Here is a 21,909-nt window from a genome sequence, read left to right as displayed (position 1 = left end):
TTTTATATTATATCTTTAAATAATTGAATACGTCTATAGTTAAACTATCACTACCTGTAATACTAATCATGAAAAGAACGTAATTCGCTTGCTCCTATTATTAATCTGGCTCCAACAGTCCACTAATTAAATCTAGCTTTTCTGCACTTATTAAACTATTTAATTAAGACCTAGTACTTTTGCTTCTCTTAAATCTAGTGTTCCAGTTATTCTTAACTCTTCTATCAATACACCCCACATGGCACCTAAAATTAAATAGTCATTTCTATGCCATATAAATCCACCAGTAATTCCGCCGAAGTTTATTCTTTTTTCTTCACGATTGCCATAGTGACTACCGATATTTAATACACTTCCTATAAAAACATCTTTCTCTGTTTTAATACTTACTCCATTTAATTTTCCAGCATTAACTGTTCCTAAATCGGCTGTAATAGCACTTAATGAATTAACTTCCATTTGATCAGCTGTAATTTTCCCAGTAGTAATTTGTTTTGCATCAATTGAGATTGTTTTCATAGTTTCTGTACTTAACGAACCGGTAACTAAGCCTTGGAACGTTCCACTTGCTGCTTGCAAAGAGCCTGTGAATGTTCCATTTACTGCTTGGAGACTCCCTGTAAAAACTCCATCGACGCCTTTTAGTGTACCTATAAAAGTTCCTCCTACATTATCGAGTGTACCTGTCGCGCTTTCTAATCTTCCACCAAACCATGCATTCCCACTATTGTTTATTTGAAATGTAATTTGTCCTGATGCGTTATAGCCTTTAATACCATCTCCGTCAATAACTACACCTTTATTTGTGGAAGGGGAGGTACGGATAGATAAATCACCTACAATTTCAACCTGTCCTGTAGCTGCATTGACATTAAATGTGCGAACACCGTTATTATTAAATGAACGAATACCATTTCCATCAAATTGAATACCTCGATATTGATTATCTGACGTTCGAATATCAATGGCACCGTCATAAATTCTAAGACCATATGTATATAACGATGTATTGTCTGGATTAGGATATCTCCCTAAGTGCACTCGTGGCTTATTCGATTTGTCAAAAACCGTCATTAGAGCATTTTGAATTGAGACAATGCCATCAACGTCTTCGATATGTAATTTGTTTCCTAATATTAAACGTCCGATAAGACGTTCAGCGTGTACACCATCTTTATTAATGGCTACTGAAACCGTATTGCCATTATCGGGAGTTATTAATAATTGACCATTTTGAATCATTAACCAATTATTCTTGTTTAACATATCAATGGCAATTAGTCCACGTTCACTTAAAGTTACACTGTTATTTAAGCCACCTTGAATTAATTGCTTGGCAGAATCAAATACACCATTAATGTATGCTGTTAAACTATCTTTCGCATCTCTTCCATCATTCCATTTATATTTATCGATGTTAACGGTAGTTGACGTATTAGAAGCTATGTTCAGTTGTGCGATCAAATCACTATAGTCATCTTTTTCTCTTGTTGTATTTGATAAGGTTATAGAGACATCACCAGACTCATAGTTAAAGGTAATTTCAGTAATCTTAGCACTTACCAAGACATTCATACTTTGGGATTTTACAGTTAAAATATCTCCAATACTTATTTTGTCTTTATTAAAATCTTGTTCTATATTATGTAGAAAGTTATCAAGTGAAAGAGTTAGATGAATAGGAGGCTGACGCACTTCATTAAATACTTCGTAGGCTTCTTCTAATAAGTCTTCATCGTCTGTAATAGAGTCATTATAGTGTTCACGTTCTATAATAAAATCGTTCCACTCCTGGATCTGTGTAACTGTAAAATTATTTTCTACTTTGACTGTCTCGCGTAATTGAGAAATTTGATTTTCAATAGTATTTTGTTGATTCTTTAATAAAGAAATTTGTGATTCTTTAGCGGTTATTTCTGAAAACTTGTTATTTAATTGATTAATCAGATTTTGCCAATCTGATCGATTAGGTGCTGAATCACCATACGTATAATTGATAATGTCACGTTGATTTAATAAATCATTTCGCTGGGCAATTAAAACACTTAACTCTTGTTCAAGCTGTTGGATGTCATCATTTTTGGCTGTTGCCTGAGTAGTTAATGAATCAAATTGACCTTGTAAAGATTCTAATTTTTTCCTGTATTTAACCAATGCGATACATAAGCTATCACTCATATAATTCGATGATTGTATAACATTGTAAGAAGAGTCGCATTCAAATGGGAACATGAAGAATGAATAGTCTTCAATAAAATTTGAACCAGTAGGGGAGAGTCTTCGAAAATCTAATCCATCTTGACCGTATACTTTTAACCGTGTCACCATATTTTCAGGGTCGATTGATAAATTAAAGGACTCCAAAAACTTTCCTTCTTTTAATCGCAGGCCTTTATTTTTACCAATGTTCTTTGCATAATGAAATGAAATTTTCTGTGTTATCGTGTCAAAATTTACTGCAGCATTGAATTTTTCAGCGATATCAAAAATACATTGTAGGACATTGGCAGAAGACACTTCAAAAGAACGATGTTTTAAATCAAATTCTGCATCTACATAATCTAAATTCCAAACAGTTTGGTTTAACATATCTGCTGATAGGTAAGAGAGAGTACGTGATGTCTCTTCATAATCACGAATTAATTTAGTTGCTAGTTGAATGGCTAAACTGTATGTCTGATAAGTAACATACTCAAAACCTTCATTATCCATTTGTTTGTTAATTTTTAAAATAATAAAGTACTCTATTTGATTATCTTTTTTCATACGAATGAGATATCGTTCTTTTATTTTATCTATTAATGGATTTTTAATGAGTTTGTGGTTACGTTCTACCAATACAGGAATTGAAAATGATAATTCGTTAATTGCACTAAATTTAATCGATAAATTTTCATCGAAACTATCTATAATTTTATGTATCGATGTTCTATCTGGTTTACATAACCAAAATTCAGGTTTAGACTTTCTATGTTGAATATTAAAATATGAGATTGACAAATTTTCACCTCCAAAATTATTCAGTTAAATAAACATATTGATAAGTCATTTCTATATCAAAATCTCCTGTTAAAATCATTTTTGTAGATGTCTCACCATTATATTTATAGCCAATTCCAAACTCCAGCCAGTCATTGTTGTGATTATCAAATAAATAACGACCTTTTGATTCAAAATTTGATTTAATCTCTTCGTTCGAGCAGTCTATATCAATTTCTTCACCATCTAATAATGCATTTAGTTGGAAATTATTAATTAATTTATTTTCTAAATACGTTTTAATTTTTATGTCTCCATTACCTTTTTTCTTTATTTTAATATAAGGTCTAAATGGTTTATCTCCATCATTATTAATATAATTAGTTAATTCACTAGATACATTATATTTAGAAGTAATTGGATGAGAATAAGAATAGGGGGAGTTACATCTCACAGTTGTTTGTACATATCCATCCTTTAGACCATTATGGAATATTTCTGAAGAACCTTCGATTAAAGCATAGTAGACTCTATTTGGATTTGATTCGAACCAAAGTGGCTTGTAATACTCTTGATCAAGCCAACGAGCTATCTCCCGCAAATTTTCTCTGTTTTCCCATTCTTCAATATAAAATACCAAAGGAAAAGAGACTGGCTGTTCATCCAGTCTCTTAAAATATGGTGTATTTCTACTAGCGACGCTTTTTTCGATTATTTTTCTAGTAGGGAGGAAATTTTCCCTAAACAATCCTCCACCCTCACTTATTAAGATAACCCCCATATCTTCACTAGATATTCCGTCGTAAGTAAACACTGTTGATTCATTCAATTATATTCCACCCTTTCTTGTTCTAATATCATTCATAATTTCACGAGCAAACTGTTTTGCACTTGCTTGAGTAGTATTAAATATGTCTCCCATAAAACTTATTTCAAAAACATCTCCACTATTACTAATAGGGCTTAATATATTAGATGTACTAGGAAGAGCACTAAGTAGGGGAGGAATGGAATTCATTATTCTATCTATAATGTTAATAGAACTAAATAACCTATTAGTGTCAACTTTATCCAGAATGATTTCATTAGGGTGAGCAATAATAGCTTTACCACCATTACCATCAATGCCAAAACCGCGCCAATTCATATAACCACCAGTATCCAAGGAAGCGATATATTTTCTCATATATTCTTGAAGTGTTATATCACTTATACTCCCAATGTTGGCAGCCATAAATTCTTTTAATTGACCAATTTGCGATGAGTTTAAAGCGGATTTGATTTCTTTGAATCCAAATTCGGGTAGAATTTTAGAGCCGTTCGTACGACCTGATTGAGCAATTTTATCTGCAGTTCCTTTAATAGCTTGTTTTGTACCAGCATTGCTAGTTTGATATCTAAGAATATCATTCATATATTTTGCCATAAGGACTTGCATATCACCCTTCGTTAAAGCTTCTCCAATATTATAACGGGCAGCGTTGTTGGTCGAACTTAAAGGGGAACCAATAGTACCTGTATTTAAAAATTCGTCTATATAGGAGGCATATTTACCTCCTCCTATTCCTTTGTATTGAGAAAAGAACTCATCTAATCGTTCTTTATCTGCATTTGTTAAGCTACTTATATAACTATCAAAGCTAATATTTTTACCTATTTTAGAACCGTTATCACGACCTTGTAATCCTAAACTATTACCTAGACTATGTGTAGCTTCTTTTTCAGAACCAGTTAAAACATTTGCAACTTTATCTGTTAGAAATTTTCCAAATACCACCTGTAAATCAGCGTTGGATAGATTTCCTTTAGATAGCTCAACATTACTTCCATTTTTCTCGTTAAAATTACCATTAGGGTTAAAGTTATCTACAAAATCATTTGAGGCTATTTGTGTAGATTTAAATTCATTAAAAAGTTTTAGGGCTTCTTCTAATTGATCAATAACATTTTGTCGAATAGCAGTACCGACTGCGGCCATTGTACCATCCATTGTATCTTGTAACCCTGGTAGAGTATCTTTCATTTGTTGTATAAAGAGTCGGAAGTCTGCTTCAATGTTATCAAAATTTCCTTTTAAAATATCTTCTCGCATTTGAGCGAACTTTCGTTCATCATTTAGAAGATCACTATAGTGTTTTTCCCAATATTCTTTTTCTCTGTCTATTTTTTTAATTATTGCTTCATGTTCTTTTTCTTGAATCTCGATTTTTCTATTTATTTCCTCTTCCTTTAATTCTAGTTGATCACTTAAACCCTGTTTTTGCAATTCAATATCTCTATCATGACGGCGCTCGTTAATATTTTTATCAATTTCATCTAATTGTTCTTGTAGCTTTTTACGTTTAGATTTAGCCTCATGACTATCATCTAGGGCAAGTACATTAATTTGACGCTGGATATTATTTTTTTCTTTTTCCATTTGGTCAATTTCCATATTATAATCACGTTCAGCTTCTGTTCTATCAATTAAACGTAACCGCTCATTGATATTTTTCTTAAAAAGATCTAGCTCATCTTGGAGATTTTTCATGATTTTTTCATGCTTTTCGTTTTCACGTTTAATCTCTTCATCAATAAGTTTTAAATGTTCATCTCTACGTTCTTGAATATAATCTTTATATGCAGAAATAACGTCATTAGCAATTTGTTCTAATTGAGATTTATTAGCTTCCTCAACTTGCTTTGTATAGTCTTTTATAGATAGGGTGGCATTTAAATATGCAAGATGTTCTTCCTCTAAAAGTTCTTTAATCTGTTTAATTCTTTCAGCCGTGATATCACGTTGTTTCAATTCTTCAACTAAAGAATCTCGAGTTTTAAGATGTTGTTTAGCCATTTGTTCATACTGTTTAAGTATATCTTTTGTGTATTCTACATAATCGGCAGACCCTTCTTTATACATTTTACGAATTGCTTCTGCTCGATCAATTTCAAACTGCATATCATCAATCGCAGCATCAGATTTTGTTTTTATATTAACAATAATCTCATAATCTTTTTCTTGTATATCTAGTTGAAGTTGTTTTATTTCCTTTTTTAATTCACTAACTTTATCAGTAGCTTTTGTTAATGCTTCGCCATATAATTCACCACTGTTAATTAACTTTTGAAGGTCACTTAATTCTTGAATATTTATAGTCTGCTTTTCACGCATTGTTTGATTAATTTTTTCAAGTGATTGCAAATATTTAAGTGAAGATGTATCAAGCTCATTTAATTTCAAATACTCATAATCAAGTACTACATCTTTATCTTTACGTTTATCGTCAAAAGTACTAAATAATTCCTCTACCAGACTTACATATGATTCCATCTTAGATGTGTCAACATCAAGTATCGCCAAATCAATTTCACTATTAATCTTTCCTAATTCATGTAATCTTTCAGTATATTCAGCAACAATAGAAGAGGATAATTTACCGCTTTTGATAAATTGTTGTAATTGATTTATTTCATCAACATTAATCTTTTTCTTTTCATTTAATGCTTGTGACTGCCTATTTAATTCATTGCGATATTCAAGTGAAGATTGTTTTAGTTTCTTTAAGCGATTTTCACTATTTTCTAGAAATTTATCGTAATTCGACTTTTTGTATTCAAATGATTCTAGAGAAGCATCAATGATATATTTTTCTAATTTCTCAATCGATTCCCTTTGATTTAGAATATCCCGTTGAAGATTTATTAACTCAGAACGTGCTTCATCAATAGCTTGTTGACCTGTATCAAATTTGGAAGTAACACTAGTAACACTGACGTTTCCTGATTTAGCGTCCTTGTAAAATTCTGTTGGATTGATTTGTTTTCCATTTTTACGAGTTTCGTAATGTAAATGTGGACCAGTTGTACGTCCTGATTCTCCTGTCTCGCCGATATAGGTTCCAGCTTGAACATAATCTCCAACTTTTGCTACAGCTTTATTTAAGTGTGCATATAAATGTTCAATGCCAGAATCATCTCTAACAATAACAATATTGCCATATGTTTCATGCTCACTGTTTTTAGAAGCTTTTCCTGCTTTTATTACTGTACCTGATATATTTGATTCTAATCGAGTACCTTTTTTAGCGGAAATATCCATACCTAGATGTTTATCTGGTTTACCACTGATTGGATCAATGCGTCCTCCAAAAGGACTTGTAATTTTTCCCGACCATCCACTTAATTTTTTGGTAGTTGTTGACGTAGTCCCATTGCTCGTGATATTTCCAGTCTTTTGAATCTTTCCACTTTCGATTTGTGATTCAATGGATCCAGCTTGTTTTTGAAGTATGTCTAATTTATCTTTTTCAAGTTTCAATTGCTGTTCTAATGATTTTTTGTATTCATTGGAATGCTTAGGTAGGGTAGACTGAAGACTTATTTGTTTTTGAATTTCAAGATTCAAATTTTCTAAAGTTTTTTTATAATTATTAGTGACATAAATTGATTCTTTTATTGTTGAGTTAGAAGCTTTAGAAGAAGATTTCGTGGATGAATCAATTGTAGAAGTAAATGCATCAATTACACCAACCTCCTTGTCTAAATTAGAAACTAAACCACTCAATTCTTTTTTATAACCACTTATTTTATTTTGTAAAACTACTTGTTGTCCCTTAAGTGCGATACCTACAAATGGAGTATTTAATGCACCAAATACTTTGGATGTAATTTCGTTTACTTTTACATAATTCTCTAACATTAGTATTTCTTTTTTTATATTTTCAATTTTAAATTTTGTTGATTGAGCAGAGGCAATCATCATTTGTTGTTCAGAGGTTAATTTTTCTTCTCTTGCTAACTTATATGCTTTTAATAAGACTTCATTCGCTCTATTCTCAGCTTGAATAACCTTAATCTTTTCCTCACTTAAGGTTATAGCTTTCCCGTCTTTATCTAGAATGGAAGGATAAATAGAATTTAAACTATTCATAACTGAATCACGACTTTTCAATACATCTACTAGCCGTTGTTCTTCAGCCGTTAAACTGCCTTTTTGATTCAAGTTACGAATTTCTTCTTCAGTATATCCACCCAATTGATTAGTCAACATTTCATATTGGAATAATAATTCAGACGTGTCATTGATCTTTTTCTGAGAAACACCTGCTAGTTTTTCAAAAACATTTGATAGTGTTTCTGCCTCTTTTTTGAAGCCACCCACTTTTTCTCTTGCTTCAGCTAATGTTAAACTATGAGTTTTCATTTCAAAAGATAATTCTTTTTGAGTTTTCGTAGTATCCTTGAATTGTTGATTTAGCGCTTTCATAATACTACTTACTTCTTTTTCACTTAATCCCAGCCCAGATAATTCAGCTTTCACATTAGACAACTTATCTTTAGTTTTACCTGCCATTGAGTCAAAAGTTTCAGAAGTAGCATTCTCCATGTTTTGAAAAGAACCTATAATATCATTTATTAATGTAGTGGCATCCACATTTGAAAATAATGATGTTAATGATTTTTGCAAAGTATCTAGTTCACTTATATCCGCAGCGGCAATTAATTGTGCTGCAAAACCTTCAGCATTGTTTTTAACACTATCGGTTAATTTATCGTTTTCACTTATTACATTAGCAATGTTAGAGATATAGTCCGATTTTTGTGCTAATACATTTTGTTTTAGCTTATTTTCCGTTTCAATAATGTTTTCAGCGTGATAATTGACGGCTTCACTTAAGTTTTGATAATAATCTGCTAACTCACTATTACCATTACTTCTAGCTTTAGATTGGAGCTTATTTAATTCTTCTATTTTGTTTTCAAAATCAGCTACTGTTTTAAGTAATGGTTCACCTTTGTCATCAAAAAAATTAACTTTATATCGTATATCTGGTGCAAAATCAGCGTGAAAAGTGTTTAGAGTAGTAGCTATTCTTTTTGTTTTACTATCTTGTTCATCTTCTAATTCAGAAATAGACGTTTTTCGAATTTTGATATCTTCATCACGTTTTTCTTTGGCCGCTTGTTCAGCAATTTGCGACTCGATAGCTTGCTGTTCTTTAAGTAATTCGATTTTTACTTTCAAAGCATCTGAAGAACCAATAATCTTATTACCAAATTCATCTTCGCGGGCGACAATATGAGGTAGTATTTCTCCAAGTTGATTCGAAATTTCTTGATATTCGGTTAAGATAGAAGGATCTGTATTGCCTAATGTTATGGATTTCTCTAATTCAGCATATCTAGATGTTAGGCTATTGATATCTGGGGCATTAGCAGTATAAGAGTCCACTATATTCTTTTGCTCAGCTACTAATTCTTCAGCCATTTGTTTGGCTTTAGTACTTCTTTCTTGTAGTTTATTTATTCCAAATTCTGCAAGAACTATTGCTGCTCCAATGCCAGTAGATGCAAGAAGTCCTCTCCCGATGCTTGCAAGACTACCAACAGCCGCAAGTCCAAGTCCTCCACCTTTTTTTGAAGATGCAGCTGTTTTTGCCGAGGATTTTTCGCTATTTTCTTCACCAATTTTAGGCGGTCTAATTTCAGCTGTTTTTTTCTTAATAAATTCTGTTAATTCAATAGCTCTTTTTGCTCCATCAATAATTGAGGTTAAGAAGTTTGTAGAATCTTGAGCGGCGACTTTCGTATTGTTTCCGAACTCGATAATACCCTGATTAATTTTCTCTAATTGGTTTGGAATATCCGATATACCTGCAATATTTAAACCTTCACCTAGTTGAATATTTGTAATTTGAGTATTTAATTCAACGATTTTTGAGGTTAATTGTTCGAAGTCGGCAGTGTCTGCATATGCTTTTTGTAGTTCATAGATGTTATTTAAATTGGCTTCTAAAGCTTGTAAATTTTGCTGTGTTTCTTGAATGCCGTTTAATTTAAATTCATTAGTATTGACTGTTTGCATTTCTGTTTTCAGTTGGGTCAATATTTTTTCAAGAGATTGTAGGTCGCCGGTAGGGACTTTTGCTAGTTGTTTGTAAAATGCGTTGACATTTATTTTTAAATCTCCGAAAGTTTTATTTAGAGTGTCTATAGATTTTACAGAGTGAGTGACTTGTTGTTTGAATTCATCGAAAAATGGAAGGGGAGGGGATGCTCCGTTTCCAATATTTTTTAGTTTTTGATTAAAGGCTTCGAGTTGCCGTTCTAACGCTTTTATTTGTTTTTCATATTCGATAAAGATTTGTGTGTTATGTCCTTTTACATCTAAGTTAATTGTTAGATTAGGTATGTTTTTTAATCGTTGTATGTATGTATTAATATTTTTCTTAGAAATCTCGTCATTGATACCTAGAGCGACTAATAGCTCCGTTGGTTTTGTTTGTCCACCACCAGTACTCAATCGGTTTTCCCTCCTAATTTTTAGACAACAGAAAAAACAGCTACTGTATGGCAGCTGTATTGATCAATTTATCTTTATTTAATAATGAATAAGACAGTAAATATCCTAAAATGTTCAAATACCCACCTAAAGCAGGTAGGGGAGTAGTTCAAAATTTTAAAAATTTATTTGCAAAGACTAAAAATCAGAAGTTCCTTAGTCGTTCTTTTTAGGATGTTTATTTGGTTGTCTCAACAACGTTTGATTTTAAGATATTGAAGAACTCTTTTTCTATTTCTAAATATTTGAAACTTATGTTTAGTCGTTTATTAATTTCCTCTAACACATTGGAAATCTCATTCATTGTAAACATTTCAGTTAAAAATATTTCATACCAGCCAATGTCTACTAGTTGATTCATTGTTGCAAAATGCGTTTCAATTGGCTTATCTTTTAATTCAGTTTGTAAATCAGTAAAATGTTTAATGATTAAAAATAAAATGTAATTATTTAATTCATGATCATTTTGAAAGAAATCCAGTTTGTTTTTTTGAACATATTCAATTGTATCAGCTAATTCACTTATCAAAATTGTTATTTTACGTTTACTAAATTTAGGATAAAAATAAATAAACTTTCCTTGCTCTTGATCAATGTAAAACTTTTGCTTTTTATTTAAGGCATCTGCATTTTTTTGTATATCTGCTAATGATAATTTCGTTTCACGTTTTGTCATTTTTGAACTCCTTCATTAGAAATAAAGAGGGTAGAGAATGAAATCTCTACCCATTTTAAATTAATTTATTAAATAACATCTACAGCAATTGTTTCACTAAATGTACCATCAGTTACTTCAATAGTCGTTTGATCATTTGCTTTTGCAGCAGCGCCTAAAGTAACGACACCATTTGCATCTACAGTAGCAATTGACGTGTTCTTCGATTTCCAAGTTAACTCATTGTTTTGTAAAAGTACATTGCTATAGCCTGCGCCTCGAATACCTAATACTGTAATACGTTGAGAATCCCCAGCAACAGCAGAATCAAGAACTAAGCGAGAAGGATTTGCAGCAAGGGCAGTAAATTGTACTTTTTCCTCAGATAAATTACGAAGCTTGATATATGCATAGTTTCCTTTTTTATCTGCAAGTGAGCTACCTGCTAGGGAAGAAGAAGCAACACCTTCATGTGTCATTGAAATTTCAACAGCTCCATTTGGCTTGAAGTTGGGCACTTCAATAATCACTTCACCAGTTTTTCCGTTATTCGAACGAATATCGACATTTAATTCCATGCGAACTGCTTTAGGGAAGGAATCAGCAGAGATTTCAATTGTATCCATCATTTCCTGAACAGCATAGACAACCTGTACTTCTTTTCCAGCTAGAGCAGGGACAGAAATATCTTTACCAGCAGGCGCGTATTGTGTAAATGTACCGTTTAGTTGCTCTACGTGTACTTTTCCAACAGGTGTATCAGCTAAGGTACCTTTACCGTCTGCATCAAGTAAAATAATTTCGTCAGTAAAGAATTCAGCTAGTTGATGGTTGATTTCTGTACCATTTTGTAAAGCGATATAGGCAGTATCGAAAGCAGCATCTTCAATAGAAAATGTTAATTCTTTTTGGTAGTTAAGTTCATACACCTTTTTAGAGCCTTTTCCAGCGTGAATTGCTTGTGTTTGAATTGCTTGTGTCATAGATGAATTTAGAAGAGTTTTACCATTTAAAATTAATTCATCTGTTAAGCGATCAAATAAACGAACGTTTGCTACTGAAGTTAAAAATTGGTTTTGTTGTGTCATAAAATATTACCATCCTTTTAGTTATTATTATTATTTATTTGAACTAGGCTCAAGTCCTAGTTTTTTCATTTGTTGGTCAAATGCTGATCTTGTAATAATGACATCCTCATTTTTCTGCGGCTCTTCAATATGGCCTAACCAGTGTGGAAGATCTTGTTCATTTTTGAATTCAATCATTCCGGAGTAGCGTGCATTAAGAATGGCATCACTACTGATCATATAGTCCATACGAATTAATCCTTTGTGGAATTGATAAAGAGTTAGTTGTTCAATTTCATGGTAGGGTAAGCCGGATTTACAATGATATGCTATTATTTGTTGTTCTAAATCTGCCTGTTTTGTTTTTCTTTTAGCCATAAATACACGTGCTTCTTGAATGGCTTTCTTTGTACCGGGGTCGATAAATTCATCATCTAAATCAATAAGATTTTGTTCACTTATGAAAGTTTTAATTTTATCAAAATCACGCTCATGCAAAGAAATGCCATCGACGATTATAAAGGCCATACCTTTTTCATTCATTGAAATTTGGATGTCATCAGTTTTAAAAACTAAACGATATAATGAAAGTAATTTTTCTAGTATTTCGTGTCCACCGTCGTTCTGAGACATAGCAAGTAAAAACAGGAAGTAAGACATTCTAATTATTTCTGGTTGTGGAAAATCGTTTTTAGGTAAAAGTAAGCATTGCACAGCATCATAAAATTCATCTGCATCGTTCATTTTTACAGGGTAAACATTTAAACCTTTATATTTAATCGGTTTTCCAAATGCCTTTTTAGTGCTGATATTCATGATCTAAATCCCATAGGCTGTTGCCCTGAAGGCATAATGTAAGTCCAACGATAACCAACAAAGTCATTAGGAGCATTCGTAATTGGGAATCCGCTATGGAATCTTAAATCCCCAAACTCCTCAACATCTTCTTGAAACAATACTTCGTTTAGCTTTTCGCCGAGCCAATCGAGCCGAAAATCAGTATTATTGACAGAAACAGGCGTATAAATATCAAAGATATACTGTTGAGTGCTAGAATAAGGATTATCCGTAAATTGATTTAAGTTTTTTAGATAATTTTTTTGTGGCATACGAGTACCTGTGTATAAACAAATTCTACAAATATTTGTGTCTGATGCTAGATCATTAGTTTTATCACCTATAACTATTAAATTGTTAAGTATACTGTCTTTCTCAGGTAATTGAGATACATCCATTTTTAAGTCATCAAGTGGATCATCTTGTTGATCCTTTGACATGTAGTATAGTAAACGAAGAAGTTTTTCATCATTTACTAATAAACGATAAAATTCAGTTATGTTTTTTACTATTTTCATTCTCCTTTATTCCTCCTAAAGAAGAAGAGTGCAATTTTGAAGGTTTCAATATTATTTAATTGGAAAAAGATTATGTATTTTTTTACATTAATTTATACATACAAAAGTTATCACCTTCTTTCATTTAATATAGATAATCATGCTAGGCCAATTACATTTCATAAACAGTTTACTTGAAAGCACGGATACCTCTTTTAGTAATATGAAACCTTCATGATAGGGCTGTAAGATATGTTAAACTTAGTGGACAGCCCTATTAGAAAACTTCATTATTTTTAATGTTTGTTTTAAATTAATTTATGTATTAAACGGAATCTTCTTCTGCATCTTCAATGCCAAAAGCAATAGCTTCAAAGTATGAAGTGTTTGAAAAGGTGTTATGTCTACTGGAGCCTTTAGTAATTTCTTTTTGCTTATAGTGAGAGAGTACGTAATTATCTTGTAATCGATGTTGTGCATTTTGATTTTTAAGTAATTTTGTAATTTCTTTGCGTCTTTTATTGCGCTTTTTAGCTTCTTTAATGTACTTTAAATTTTCTTCTTCTAATAGAAGCTCTTCTTTAGTGAAAAATCCTTTTGTTATATAATAACCTAACATATCTAACAAAATGATCGTATTGCGAGTATGAGAGGTTATACTGAAATATATTTCTAGAGTGATCTCTTCACCTCGATAAATGATTCTCTCATTTTCTAAAAATGATCGTATGTATTGAACTCTGTCCTCTATCGGAAGATCTAAATTCAATTCAATGACCGCATTCGGTAATTGTAATTTCATATGTATTCTCCTTCTACTTATTAGGTTGGCTAGTGTATATGTAAATCCACTTTTTTCGCCCAAACCACTTTACCGTTTATTTTTTGCATTTCTTACATTGTGAGTGGAAAAGATCTTTGCTACTGCTATTTAAACTAAAAAACTCATCGGTAGCAGGGAGTATATCTTTACATTTACTACATCTTTTTGTTTTTAAATGTAATGTATTTATATAGGTAACTTTTCTCCATTGTCTATCATTCTCTTGTTTTAGTCGCAAACAAATAGTATTAAATCTACTCCCTACTGTTTTAACAGGTATTCCTAAAATTTTCCCTATAGTATAATAAGAAAAGTCTTTAGCAATATAACTTAGTAATTTAATTTGGTCTTTATTTAAAGTTTTTTTAATTAATTCATCTAAATCAGCGAATAAACTAATGACATCTGTATTCATTTTTAAAGAATTAGTTGCACATACACCATGATTGAAATTGGTATCGTCAATTGAGCCTCTATAAGTTAATAGTTCTTTAATAACTGTTACATCAGATAATACTAGTTGCTGATATTTTGTATCTTTACTTGTTTGATAAGCCATTGTGATATCTCCTTTTGTTTTTCCATAATATGCTTTTAACAATTATAATCCTAATGATAAATAAATCAATCAATATTTTAAATTAATTAATTTAATTAAAAGTCAAAACCTCTATTTTAACAGAAAAGAAATAGTTTAAAATAAAATCTTGATGCTTAGTCAATCTAAATTGGATTAATTAATTTAAAAATGTTACATTTTAAATTAGCGTGTGTTACTATTAAATTGATTATATTTAAAATGGTAAAATAAGGGAGTTGAAAGGTTTGAAGGTTGGAAAAACGAAAGAAGAATTAATTGAAGATATTAAAGCGAAAATACCTTTGTTAGTCCAAAACGATTTAATTTTAGACGAAATTTCAATACAGCTTAATAAACATAACATTAACATAGGAAATATTCTCGAATTGATTAATGATGAGAACATATTAAGAGATGCGAATTTACAGGAATTGTTATTACTAGGAGAACAACTGCATTTAAAATTTGCAGACACTGATGATAATTGGATAGCAGAGTGGCTTAATCCTTCAGAAATTAAAGAGTTAAGGTTGTACATAAAAGAATCACCATATCAAGAAACTATTACGTTGCCATATACTTTCGAGAATGTTATGAAAACAGGACATAATGAGTATACTGCAGTAATTCCAAATTCAATTATTGGTAAGCTTTGGATGAGCGGTATTACAATGTATAATCCAAATATTCAACGTCAAGCAAAAAAGAAAAGAGTAAAAAGTGGAATTATTGAGGTCATGAATTTAAATCCAAAATCTTTACATGAGATTGAAAAGCAAGCTTTAGAGGGAGACTTAATTACTTCTACTTTACGCTACAATGCCAAAGTTGGTTCTGGGATGGATGGGGTTGAATTTATTTTCGATGAACGAGATAAGTCTCTGACATTGTTAGAAGGTACTTTATTAGATGTCTTAGATGGGGCGCATCGTACTTTCTCAATTTATAACGCGTATATGAAGAAAGCAGATTTAGAAGGTAACATGATCGTTATTTTTTCTAATATGACAGAGGCACAATGTAAACGAGTACAAGTAGATATGGCAAAGGCTAACCCAATACCTAAACCAAGATTACAAGAATTAGCAAAAGGAAAATTATCCGACGAAGTTGTCATTGAGTTAAAAGCAGAAGGGGAATTAAGAGGTAAGATTACATCAAGTTCTAATGTTAAATATTCATATGGTGAAGTAGTTACTTTTTCGGAATTATCAAATGCCATCGACAAAAGCTTTCATTTGGAAAATCGCCTAGAAGTTATAAAAGTAGCAAAAATAATTAATGATTATATGATGTATCTTTTTGCATACTATAAGGCAAATGTGTTTGATAAAAATTCCTTAATGTTTAAGAGTAGAATGTTTATAGGTCACATTGAGCTAGCAGCTAAAATGTTTGAACATAATATTCCGTTTGAAATCTTAAATGATTATTTAGACAGAATTGATTTTACAATCGATAATCCCTTATGGGAGAAAATTGGACTACAGAAATATGGTAGTTTAAGTGCACGCAGTCGAACAAAAATTCAAAAAGTATTCGAACAATTAATTCAAGAATGAGGTGTAAAAGATGCTAAAGGAAAATGTTTTTAATAAAGATATTAAGGAATGGTACTTACAATCATTAGATGTTCAGGAAAATAGTCTAACTACTTATTTATCGTTATTTAATAAAGCAACGTTGCTTGAAAATCAAAAAAATAAAGATATTTTTGATATGCACAAAGTAGAGCTGGAAGAGTTATTTTATAGTTTAAAATCACCAAGTCCACAATCCATTAGTGCTTCCATCGGTGTTATTGTCAGATATATAGACTGGGCTATTATGAATGGCTATACAGACAATCGTTCACAAAGGCTTCCTAGCATTATTGATATGGAATATTGTAGTAAGTTTATCTATAAAGCATCGATTGTCCGATATACAAGGGAACAATTATTACGCTATATGAATTTGTTTGATGACCAGAGATATGCCGTATTTCTCCTATGTTTATTTGAGGGAATTAAGGGCGAGGGCTATAGTGAGATTTTAAATTTAAAGATGGAAGATTTGACAAATGAAGATGGGGTCTGCTTTGCTAATTTGACGAATAGTAAGGGCTACACAAGAACGATTGAAATCTCTGAAGATTTATATTGGAGGCTGGAGAGGTTAGATAAAGTATCTTCAACAAGCTCACAACCGAAGCAGGGCCAAAAATATTTTTCAGATAGTACCTATATATTTAAAAAAGCAAATGCTAAAGGGGGTGATATACAACTTAGGGCATCTTTTGGAAATAGGGCTTTGGATTTAGCAAAATCAATTTTTGACAATAGTAACCTGATAGCAAGTACAATACAAGTATCGGGTATGATGTGGTATATATGGGAATTGCTTGAACATAAAGAAGCAAAAGTCTTGAATAAAGAAATACTTGAGAGAGTTGCTAATAAATATGATACTGGCTATGTCAACAAAGATAATAAGTATGTAAGTTATTCAATACTCCAACATAAACTAGATTTTGATTTTATGAAAACGAATTATGGTTTTTTTTATATTGAGCTATAGAACTGGTGAATACCAGTTTTTTTTATTTTAAGTACTATTAAGATTCATAAATTGTAAATATTCTCTAAAAATAACCTTGAAAACGAACGTTTGTTCGTGTTAATATAAAAATAAATAAATAAATAGATTGGTGCATTACTTTTGTTATAGGAAGTAATTAAGGAGGGATTTAAATGAGTGATAAGGAGACTACGGCAATATTAGAACTAGTAATTTATAAGGATAGAGATATATCAGAAGAGTTAATGAGTGATTTCTATGGCAGCATATCAAATGTGATATTGAATGATGAAGGTGGCAATGCTCTTACATGTCAATGCATGGACAGCTCACTTTCTAGTTTAATCCTTATGGATAAATGGAATGATGATGAGGTCGAATTAATAAAGGGGGTAGGTGATACAAAATTTATTTATAAAAAATCACAAGAATTAGATATTCAATATGATAGTTTAGTTCAGTTGGATGGTAATAACGAAAATATTTATAGTGTTGTTGAATTCCAAAATATTATTTACTTATACAATGGATATCAACGAAAATCTATTATTGATAACAATATTACAAGTTTAAAAAGTCTCAAACATTATTTAAATCATTATTATCCAGAACATAAAGTTTTGGAAAGAATAAATTGAGGATCATTTTTTTAGCAGTTTTATAGAATATTTATAGATTAATTAATAAGAAATGCGAGGGTTTTAAATTGGAGAAACGTTTAATAAGTGATTTTGCATCTGAAATAGTTGAACAGTCCAGAGGGAGAATAAGCTCGATAGATGCTGAAGCACTAGCAATTGTTTACATATCTAAGATGAAAAATTTTAATCCCACTAAAAATATTAGAAGGATGGCCAAGGAGATTGTAAAGTGTAAATTATAAAGATGAAAAGTCTAAAGTAATGAAAGGAATGATTGGTGATATATACAAAATACGCACAATCTGTTTATAAAAAATACGGAATTATCATCTTAAAAGATAGTGTGAGTAGTAAATGGCTATTAGTTCAAGTAGAAGATGATTTTATTTATTCCAAGAAATTTCCTTCTAAGGTAGCAGCCCAAAAATATTTAGATAAATTAATTGGAAATATTATTAAAATTAGTGAAGGTAGGGATTATAGTGGATAAATTAATAATGACAGAAATGAAACAAATGATGAGAGAGTTTGGAGAGATCTTTAGCATAATTAATCGGGGGGAGCTTTTTGAGGATGAAAATAATATGAAAGAATGTTTATACAAATGCAAAAAACTACAAAATGTATTAATGAATTGTACAAAACTAATAGAATTAACATTTATTGAATTACAGGAAAAGCGGGAACAGGCTCTGCTAGCATTAAGTTATGAATCAGATAATGAAAAAAGGTTAAAACAATTAGATTCACTAGTTTTAGAAATTAATAGAAAACAACAAGATAAGTGACGGCCTATAAAAAATGGAAGGAAGGAGTTAAATGACTATTAACAAAAATATAAATGGGTTTAAAGAAGATTATTATGAGATGGCATTAGCCTACAAGGAAATGGGTGATCTAAATTTAACGATATCAAAGGAGATGGAACATCTAGAATGGGAAGCAGTTAACTTGATAGAAGCCTTTATCAAGAATATCAATGTACTTGAGATTTAATTAATGTTTATACATAAACTAATATAATACATATTTCGGAATTAAAAATATGGTCCTGCAAGACCTATATGGAGTTTTAAGTATCATATGAATAAATATAAAATAATTTTAGCCATATTTTTCATCTTTTTATTTCCTATAAGTTTAATAGATGAAAATGTAAATAATGATATAGATTATAAAAGGATATTTCAAAATACTCCTAAGAATAGCTATGATAACATGATTACAACAATTGTTACTTCAGCAAAACAGCTAGAAAAACAAAAAAATGAGAAGCGGCAAGAATTAAAACGATTGATGCATGAAAAAGAGATTCGAAAAGAACAACTTAGAATAGAACGGCAACAGAAAGATTCTAGTATAAAAGAAAATATTGAGTGGTTAAATTTCCACGCTACTTATTATGGCAATGATTGTATAGGATGTAGTGGGATTACGGCTACAGGAATTAATGTACAAAAAACAATATATTTTAAGGGGTTGAGAATTGTAGCAGTGGACCCAACAATTATCCCATTAGGAACTATTGTTGAAATTAAAACACCGAATGAGAGGTTTAAGGCGATTGCTGCCGATAAAGGTGGTGCTATTAAAGGATATCGGTTAGATATCCTTGTTGAATCCGAAAGAGTATCAGCACAATATGGCAGACATAACGTCCAATTACGCATTATAAAGTAATTAAGCTACTCAAAAAACTTGATAATTCAATACATAAATTTTAAGGAGCATAATTTGTGCTCCTTTCTTTTATTTGAAAAATGTGAAAAATTACGAAACTTTTTGTAGTCTGCATCCGTATAGTAGGTAATACAATGAAAAGGGGGGAACAACTTGACGCTATTTGGCTATTCACTCGAGCAAATCTTTTTAGTGGGATTAATATTCGGGGGCCTTGCAACACTTTTATTTACGTTTTTTAGTGATGCTGTCGAGGGCATTGGAGAGGGGCTACCGATTTTTAATCCAAGTGTCATTCTATCTTTCATTACGTTGATGTCAGCAGCAGGATTTATTTTAGAAAAACTAGCCTTCTTTCCTAGCGTTTGGAACATTGTTGCTGCTTGTATCATCGGAGCTATTTTAAGTGCACTATTTTATTTATTTGTTCTAGTTCCGCTACGATCAGCCGATGTTTCGTTAGCTTATACAGAAGAATCACTTGGAGGTCAGCTAGGAAAAGTCATTGTTCCAATCCCGATTGACGGTTTTGGAGAGGTAGTTATTGAAATGGCTAGCGGAATGATTTCAAAGCGAGCAACAGGATTTGACAATGAGGCTATTGATTACGATACGACGGTACTTGTTGTAGAAGTGAAAGAAGGAACACTTTTTGTGAGATCTTATGATAAAAAATTTTTATAGAGGAGCGATATTTATATGTCAATGGAGATTTTAATTGTAATAGGAATTGTAGCCTTTGTTTTAATAGCACTAGTTGCACTATATGTGACAAAGTATCGTACAGCAGGTCCTGATGAAGCACTGATTGTGACTGGTAGCTATCTTGGCTCAAAAAATGTACATAAAGATGAGTCGGGAAACCGTATAAAAATTATTCGTGGTGGCGGTACATTCGTATTCCCAATTTTCCAGCAAGCACATCCATTAAGCTTATTGTCTAGTAAGCTTGATGTGACAACGCCTGAAGTGTATACGGAACAAGGTGTACCGGTTATGGCCGATGGAACCGCTATCATTAAAATCGGTGGTTCCATTTCAGAAATTGCTACGGCGGCGGAGCAGTTTTTAGGGAAGCAAAAGGATGAGCGTGAAAATGAGGCACGTGAAGTGCTAGAAGGTCATTTACGTTCAATCTTAGGTTCAATGACGGTTGAGGAAATTTATAAAAACCGTGATAAATTTTCTCAGGAAGTACAGCGTGTTGCGTCTCAGGACTTAGCGAAGATGGGTCTGACAATCGTTTCCTTTACGATTAAAGATGTCCGTGATAAAAATGGCTACTTAGAATCGCTTGGTAAGCCGCGTATTGCGCAGGTTAAACGTGATGCGGATATAGCTACCGCAGATGCTGAAAAGGAAACACGCATTAAGCGTGCTGAAGCATCAAAAGAAGCACAAAAGGCTGAGCTTGAACGTGCGACAGAAATTGCAGAAGCGGAAAAAGAAAATCAATTAAAGGTAGCAGAATTCCGTCGTGAGCAAGATATCGCTAAGGCACGTGCTGACCAAGCTTATGAACTTGAAACGGCTCGTGCAAAGCAAGAGGTTACTGAACAAGAAATGCAGATTCGCATTATTGAACGTCAAAAGCAAATTGAATTAGAAGAAAAAGAGATTTTACGTCGTGAGAAGCAATACGATTCAGAAGTTAAGAAAAAGGCTGATGCTGATCGTTACGCTGTCGAGCAAAATGCGGCGGCAGCCAAAATGCGTGAGCTTGCGCAGGCTGATGCGGAGAAATACCGTATCGAATCATTGGCACAAGCCGAAGCGGAGAAAATTCGTTTGGACGGTCTTGCAAAAGCGGATGCTGAGCGTGCAAAAGGGGAAACAGATGCGGATATTATTCGTCTTCGTGGTCTAGCAGAAGCCGAGGCGAAACGTAAAATTGCGGAAGCCTTCGAATACTACGGTCAGGCAGCTGTCCTGGATATGATTGTACGTATGATGCCTGAATATGCGAAAGAACTTGCGAGCCCACTTGGCAATATTGATAAGATTACTGTTGTTGATACTGGTGGTGGGGAAGGCGGAGGCGGTGCTAATAAAGTAACTGCCTATGCAACGAATTTAATGTCAACATTACAGGAATCGTTAAAGGAAACTTCAGGAATTGACGTGAAGGAATTAATTGAAAGCTATGCAGGTAAGCATACATTGCGTCCGGAGCTAGAGCAAATAGCAGTAGGCTTAGGTAAGCAAACAACAGCTACAGCTAATGAAACGCAAGACGAAATAAAAGAAACGGTTGAACAATAATAGAA

General features: G+C 32.1%; 19 protein-coding genes. 10 read left to right on the top strand and 9 right to left on the bottom strand.

Going from position 1 to position 21,909, the window contains the following annotated elements:
• Positions 1-159: 159 nt before the first annotated feature.
• The 9 genes from ACIQ7N_RS01660 to ACIQ7N_RS01620 all read right to left on the bottom strand — a co-directional run bounded on the left by ACIQ7N_RS01660 (position 160) and on the right by ACIQ7N_RS01620 (position 14,741).
• On the bottom strand, positions 160-3,000 hold the full coding sequence (locus ACIQ7N_RS01660; protein WP_402929821.1) for a phage tail spike protein: 2,841 nt from the start codon (positions 2,998-3,000) through the stop codon (positions 160-162).
• 16 nt (positions 3,001-3,016) lie between these two features.
• A complete protein-coding gene (locus ACIQ7N_RS01655; protein WP_402929819.1) occupies positions 3,017-3,808 on the bottom strand; it encodes a distal tail protein Dit in 792 nt (263 codons plus the stop codon).
• Positions 3,809-10,264, bottom strand: a complete 6,456-nt coding sequence (locus ACIQ7N_RS01650; protein ID WP_402929817.1) for a peptidoglycan DD-metalloendopeptidase family protein — start codon at positions 10,262-10,264, stop codon at positions 3,809-3,811.
• A 217-nt stretch (positions 10,265-10,481) separates the two neighbouring features.
• Positions 10,482-10,979, bottom strand: coding sequence for a hypothetical protein (locus tag ACIQ7N_RS01645; RefSeq protein ID WP_402929815.1), 498 nt, complete (start codon positions 10,977-10,979; stop codon positions 10,482-10,484).
• Positions 10,980-11,047: 68 nt separating this feature from the next.
• Positions 11,048-12,046, bottom strand: a complete 999-nt coding sequence (locus ACIQ7N_RS01640; RefSeq protein ID WP_274067307.1) for an Ig-like domain-containing protein — start codon at positions 12,044-12,046, stop codon at positions 11,048-11,050.
• A 30-nt stretch (positions 12,047-12,076) separates the two neighbouring features.
• Complete coding sequence (locus ACIQ7N_RS01635; protein WP_402929813.1) at positions 12,077-12,841, bottom strand: hypothetical protein; 765 nt, start codon at positions 12,839-12,841, stop codon at positions 12,077-12,079.
• Positions 12,838-13,380, bottom strand: coding sequence for a hypothetical protein (locus ACIQ7N_RS01630; RefSeq protein ID WP_402929811.1), 543 nt, complete (start codon positions 13,378-13,380; stop codon positions 12,838-12,840). Before ACIQ7N_RS01630 ends, ACIQ7N_RS01635 begins: the two co-directional genes overlap by 4 nt.
• Positions 13,381-13,684: 304 nt before the next feature.
• The gene (locus ACIQ7N_RS01625; RefSeq protein ID WP_402929809.1) at positions 13,685-14,161 is read right to left on the bottom strand and encodes a hypothetical protein; all 477 of its coding nucleotides are present in this window, start codon (positions 14,159-14,161) and stop codon (positions 13,685-13,687) included.
• A 76-nt stretch (positions 14,162-14,237) separates the two neighbouring features.
• Positions 14,238-14,741: a hypothetical protein gene (locus ACIQ7N_RS01620; protein ID WP_274069343.1), complete on the bottom strand. Its 504-nt coding sequence runs from the start codon at positions 14,739-14,741 to the stop codon at positions 14,238-14,240.
• A 266-nt stretch (positions 14,742-15,007) separates the two neighbouring features.
• On the opposite strand from ACIQ7N_RS01620, the gene ACIQ7N_RS01615 reads away from it, so the two are divergent.
• The 10 genes from ACIQ7N_RS01615 to ACIQ7N_RS01570 all read left to right on the top strand — a co-directional run bounded on the left by ACIQ7N_RS01615 (position 15,008) and on the right by ACIQ7N_RS01570 (position 21,904).
• Positions 15,008-16,324 (top strand): ParB N-terminal domain-containing protein, encoded by a 1,317-nt coding sequence (locus ACIQ7N_RS01615; protein WP_402929807.1) that lies wholly within the window; start codon positions 15,008-15,010, stop codon positions 16,322-16,324.
• A 10-nt stretch (positions 16,325-16,334) separates the two neighbouring features.
• Entirely contained in the window at positions 16,335-17,321 is a 987-nt protein-coding gene (locus tag ACIQ7N_RS01610) for a phage lytic cycle repressor MrpR family protein (RefSeq protein WP_402929805.1), read from the top strand.
• Positions 17,322-17,494: 173 nt separating this feature from the next.
• On the top strand, positions 17,495-17,959 hold the full coding sequence (locus ACIQ7N_RS01605) for a hypothetical protein (protein WP_402929803.1): 465 nt from the start codon (positions 17,495-17,497) through the stop codon (positions 17,957-17,959).
• Positions 17,960-18,027: 68 nt separating this feature from the next.
• On the top strand, positions 18,028-18,204 hold the full coding sequence (locus tag ACIQ7N_RS01600) for a hypothetical protein (protein ID WP_274067659.1): 177 nt from the start codon (positions 18,028-18,030) through the stop codon (positions 18,202-18,204).
• Positions 18,205-18,239: 35 nt separating this feature from the next.
• Positions 18,240-18,452 (top strand): hypothetical protein, encoded by a 213-nt coding sequence (locus ACIQ7N_RS01595; protein WP_402929801.1) that lies wholly within the window; start codon positions 18,240-18,242, stop codon positions 18,450-18,452.
• Positions 18,445-18,750, top strand: a complete 306-nt coding sequence (locus ACIQ7N_RS01590) for a hypothetical protein (RefSeq protein WP_402929799.1) — start codon at positions 18,445-18,447, stop codon at positions 18,748-18,750. Before ACIQ7N_RS01595 ends, ACIQ7N_RS01590 begins: the two co-directional genes overlap by 8 nt.
• Positions 18,751-18,781: 31 nt before the next feature.
• Positions 18,782-18,958, top strand: a complete 177-nt coding sequence (locus ACIQ7N_RS01585) for a hypothetical protein (RefSeq protein WP_402929797.1) — start codon at positions 18,782-18,784, stop codon at positions 18,956-18,958.
• An 87-nt stretch (positions 18,959-19,045) separates the two neighbouring features.
• Complete coding sequence (locus ACIQ7N_RS01580) at positions 19,046-19,642, top strand: 3D domain-containing protein (protein ID WP_402929795.1); 597 nt, start codon at positions 19,046-19,048, stop codon at positions 19,640-19,642.
• 153 nt (positions 19,643-19,795) lie between these two features.
• Positions 19,796-20,326 (top strand): NfeD family membrane protein, encoded by a 531-nt coding sequence (locus ACIQ7N_RS01575; protein ID WP_402929793.1) that lies wholly within the window; start codon positions 19,796-19,798, stop codon positions 20,324-20,326.
• A gap of 15 nt (positions 20,327-20,341) precedes the next feature.
• The gene (locus tag ACIQ7N_RS01570; protein ID WP_132359315.1) at positions 20,342-21,904 is read left to right on the top strand and encodes a flotillin lipid rafts scaffold protein FloT; all 1,563 of its coding nucleotides are present in this window, start codon (positions 20,342-20,344) and stop codon (positions 21,902-21,904) included.
• The last annotated feature ends 5 nt before the right edge of the window (positions 21,905-21,909 follow it).

The sequence above is a fragment of the Lysinibacillus sp. NPDC095746 genome, assembly GCF_044763535.1.
Lineage (GTDB): Bacteria > Bacillota > Bacilli > Bacillales_A > Planococcaceae > Lysinibacillus.
The sequence above is the reverse complement of the archived record's forward strand: the minus strand, read 5'-3'. Positions and strand labels throughout refer to the sequence as shown.

What these genes read in the sequence shown, in the direction of transcription:
- ACIQ7N_RS01645 (WP_402929815.1), bottom strand. Translation starts at nt 10,979, where the DNA reads ATGACAAAACGTGAAACGAAATTATCATTAGCAGATATACAAAAAAAT.
- ACIQ7N_RS01640 (WP_274067307.1), bottom strand. Translation starts at nt 12,046, where the DNA reads ATGACACAACAAAACCAATTTTTAACTTCAGTAGCAAACGTTCGTTTA.
- ACIQ7N_RS01635 (WP_402929813.1), bottom strand. Translation starts at nt 12,841, where the DNA reads ATGAATATCAGCACTAAAAAGGCATTTGGAAAACCGATTAAATATAAA.
- ACIQ7N_RS01630 (WP_402929811.1), bottom strand. Translation starts at nt 13,380, where the DNA reads ATGAAAATAGTAAAAAACATAACTGAATTTTATCGTTTATTAGTAAAT.
- ACIQ7N_RS01625 (WP_402929809.1), bottom strand. Translation starts at nt 14,161, where the DNA reads ATGAAATTACAATTACCGAATGCGGTCATTGAATTGAATTTAGATCTT.
- ACIQ7N_RS01620 (WP_274069343.1), bottom strand. Translation starts at nt 14,741, where the DNA reads ATGGCTTATCAAACAAGTAAAGATACAAAATATCAGCAACTAGTATTA.
- ACIQ7N_RS01610 (WP_402929805.1), top strand. Translation starts at nt 16,335, where the DNA reads ATGCTAAAGGAAAATGTTTTTAATAAAGATATTAAGGAATGGTACTTA.
- ACIQ7N_RS01605 (WP_402929803.1), top strand. Translation starts at nt 17,495, where the DNA reads ATGAGTGATAAGGAGACTACGGCAATATTAGAACTAGTAATTTATAAG.
- ACIQ7N_RS01585 (WP_402929797.1), top strand. Translation starts at nt 18,782, where the DNA reads ATGACTATTAACAAAAATATAAATGGGTTTAAAGAAGATTATTATGAG.
- ACIQ7N_RS01580 (WP_402929795.1), top strand. Translation starts at nt 19,046, where the DNA reads ATGAATAAATATAAAATAATTTTAGCCATATTTTTCATCTTTTTATTT.
- ACIQ7N_RS01570 (WP_132359315.1), top strand. Translation starts at nt 20,342, where the DNA reads ATGTCAATGGAGATTTTAATTGTAATAGGAATTGTAGCCTTTGTTTTA.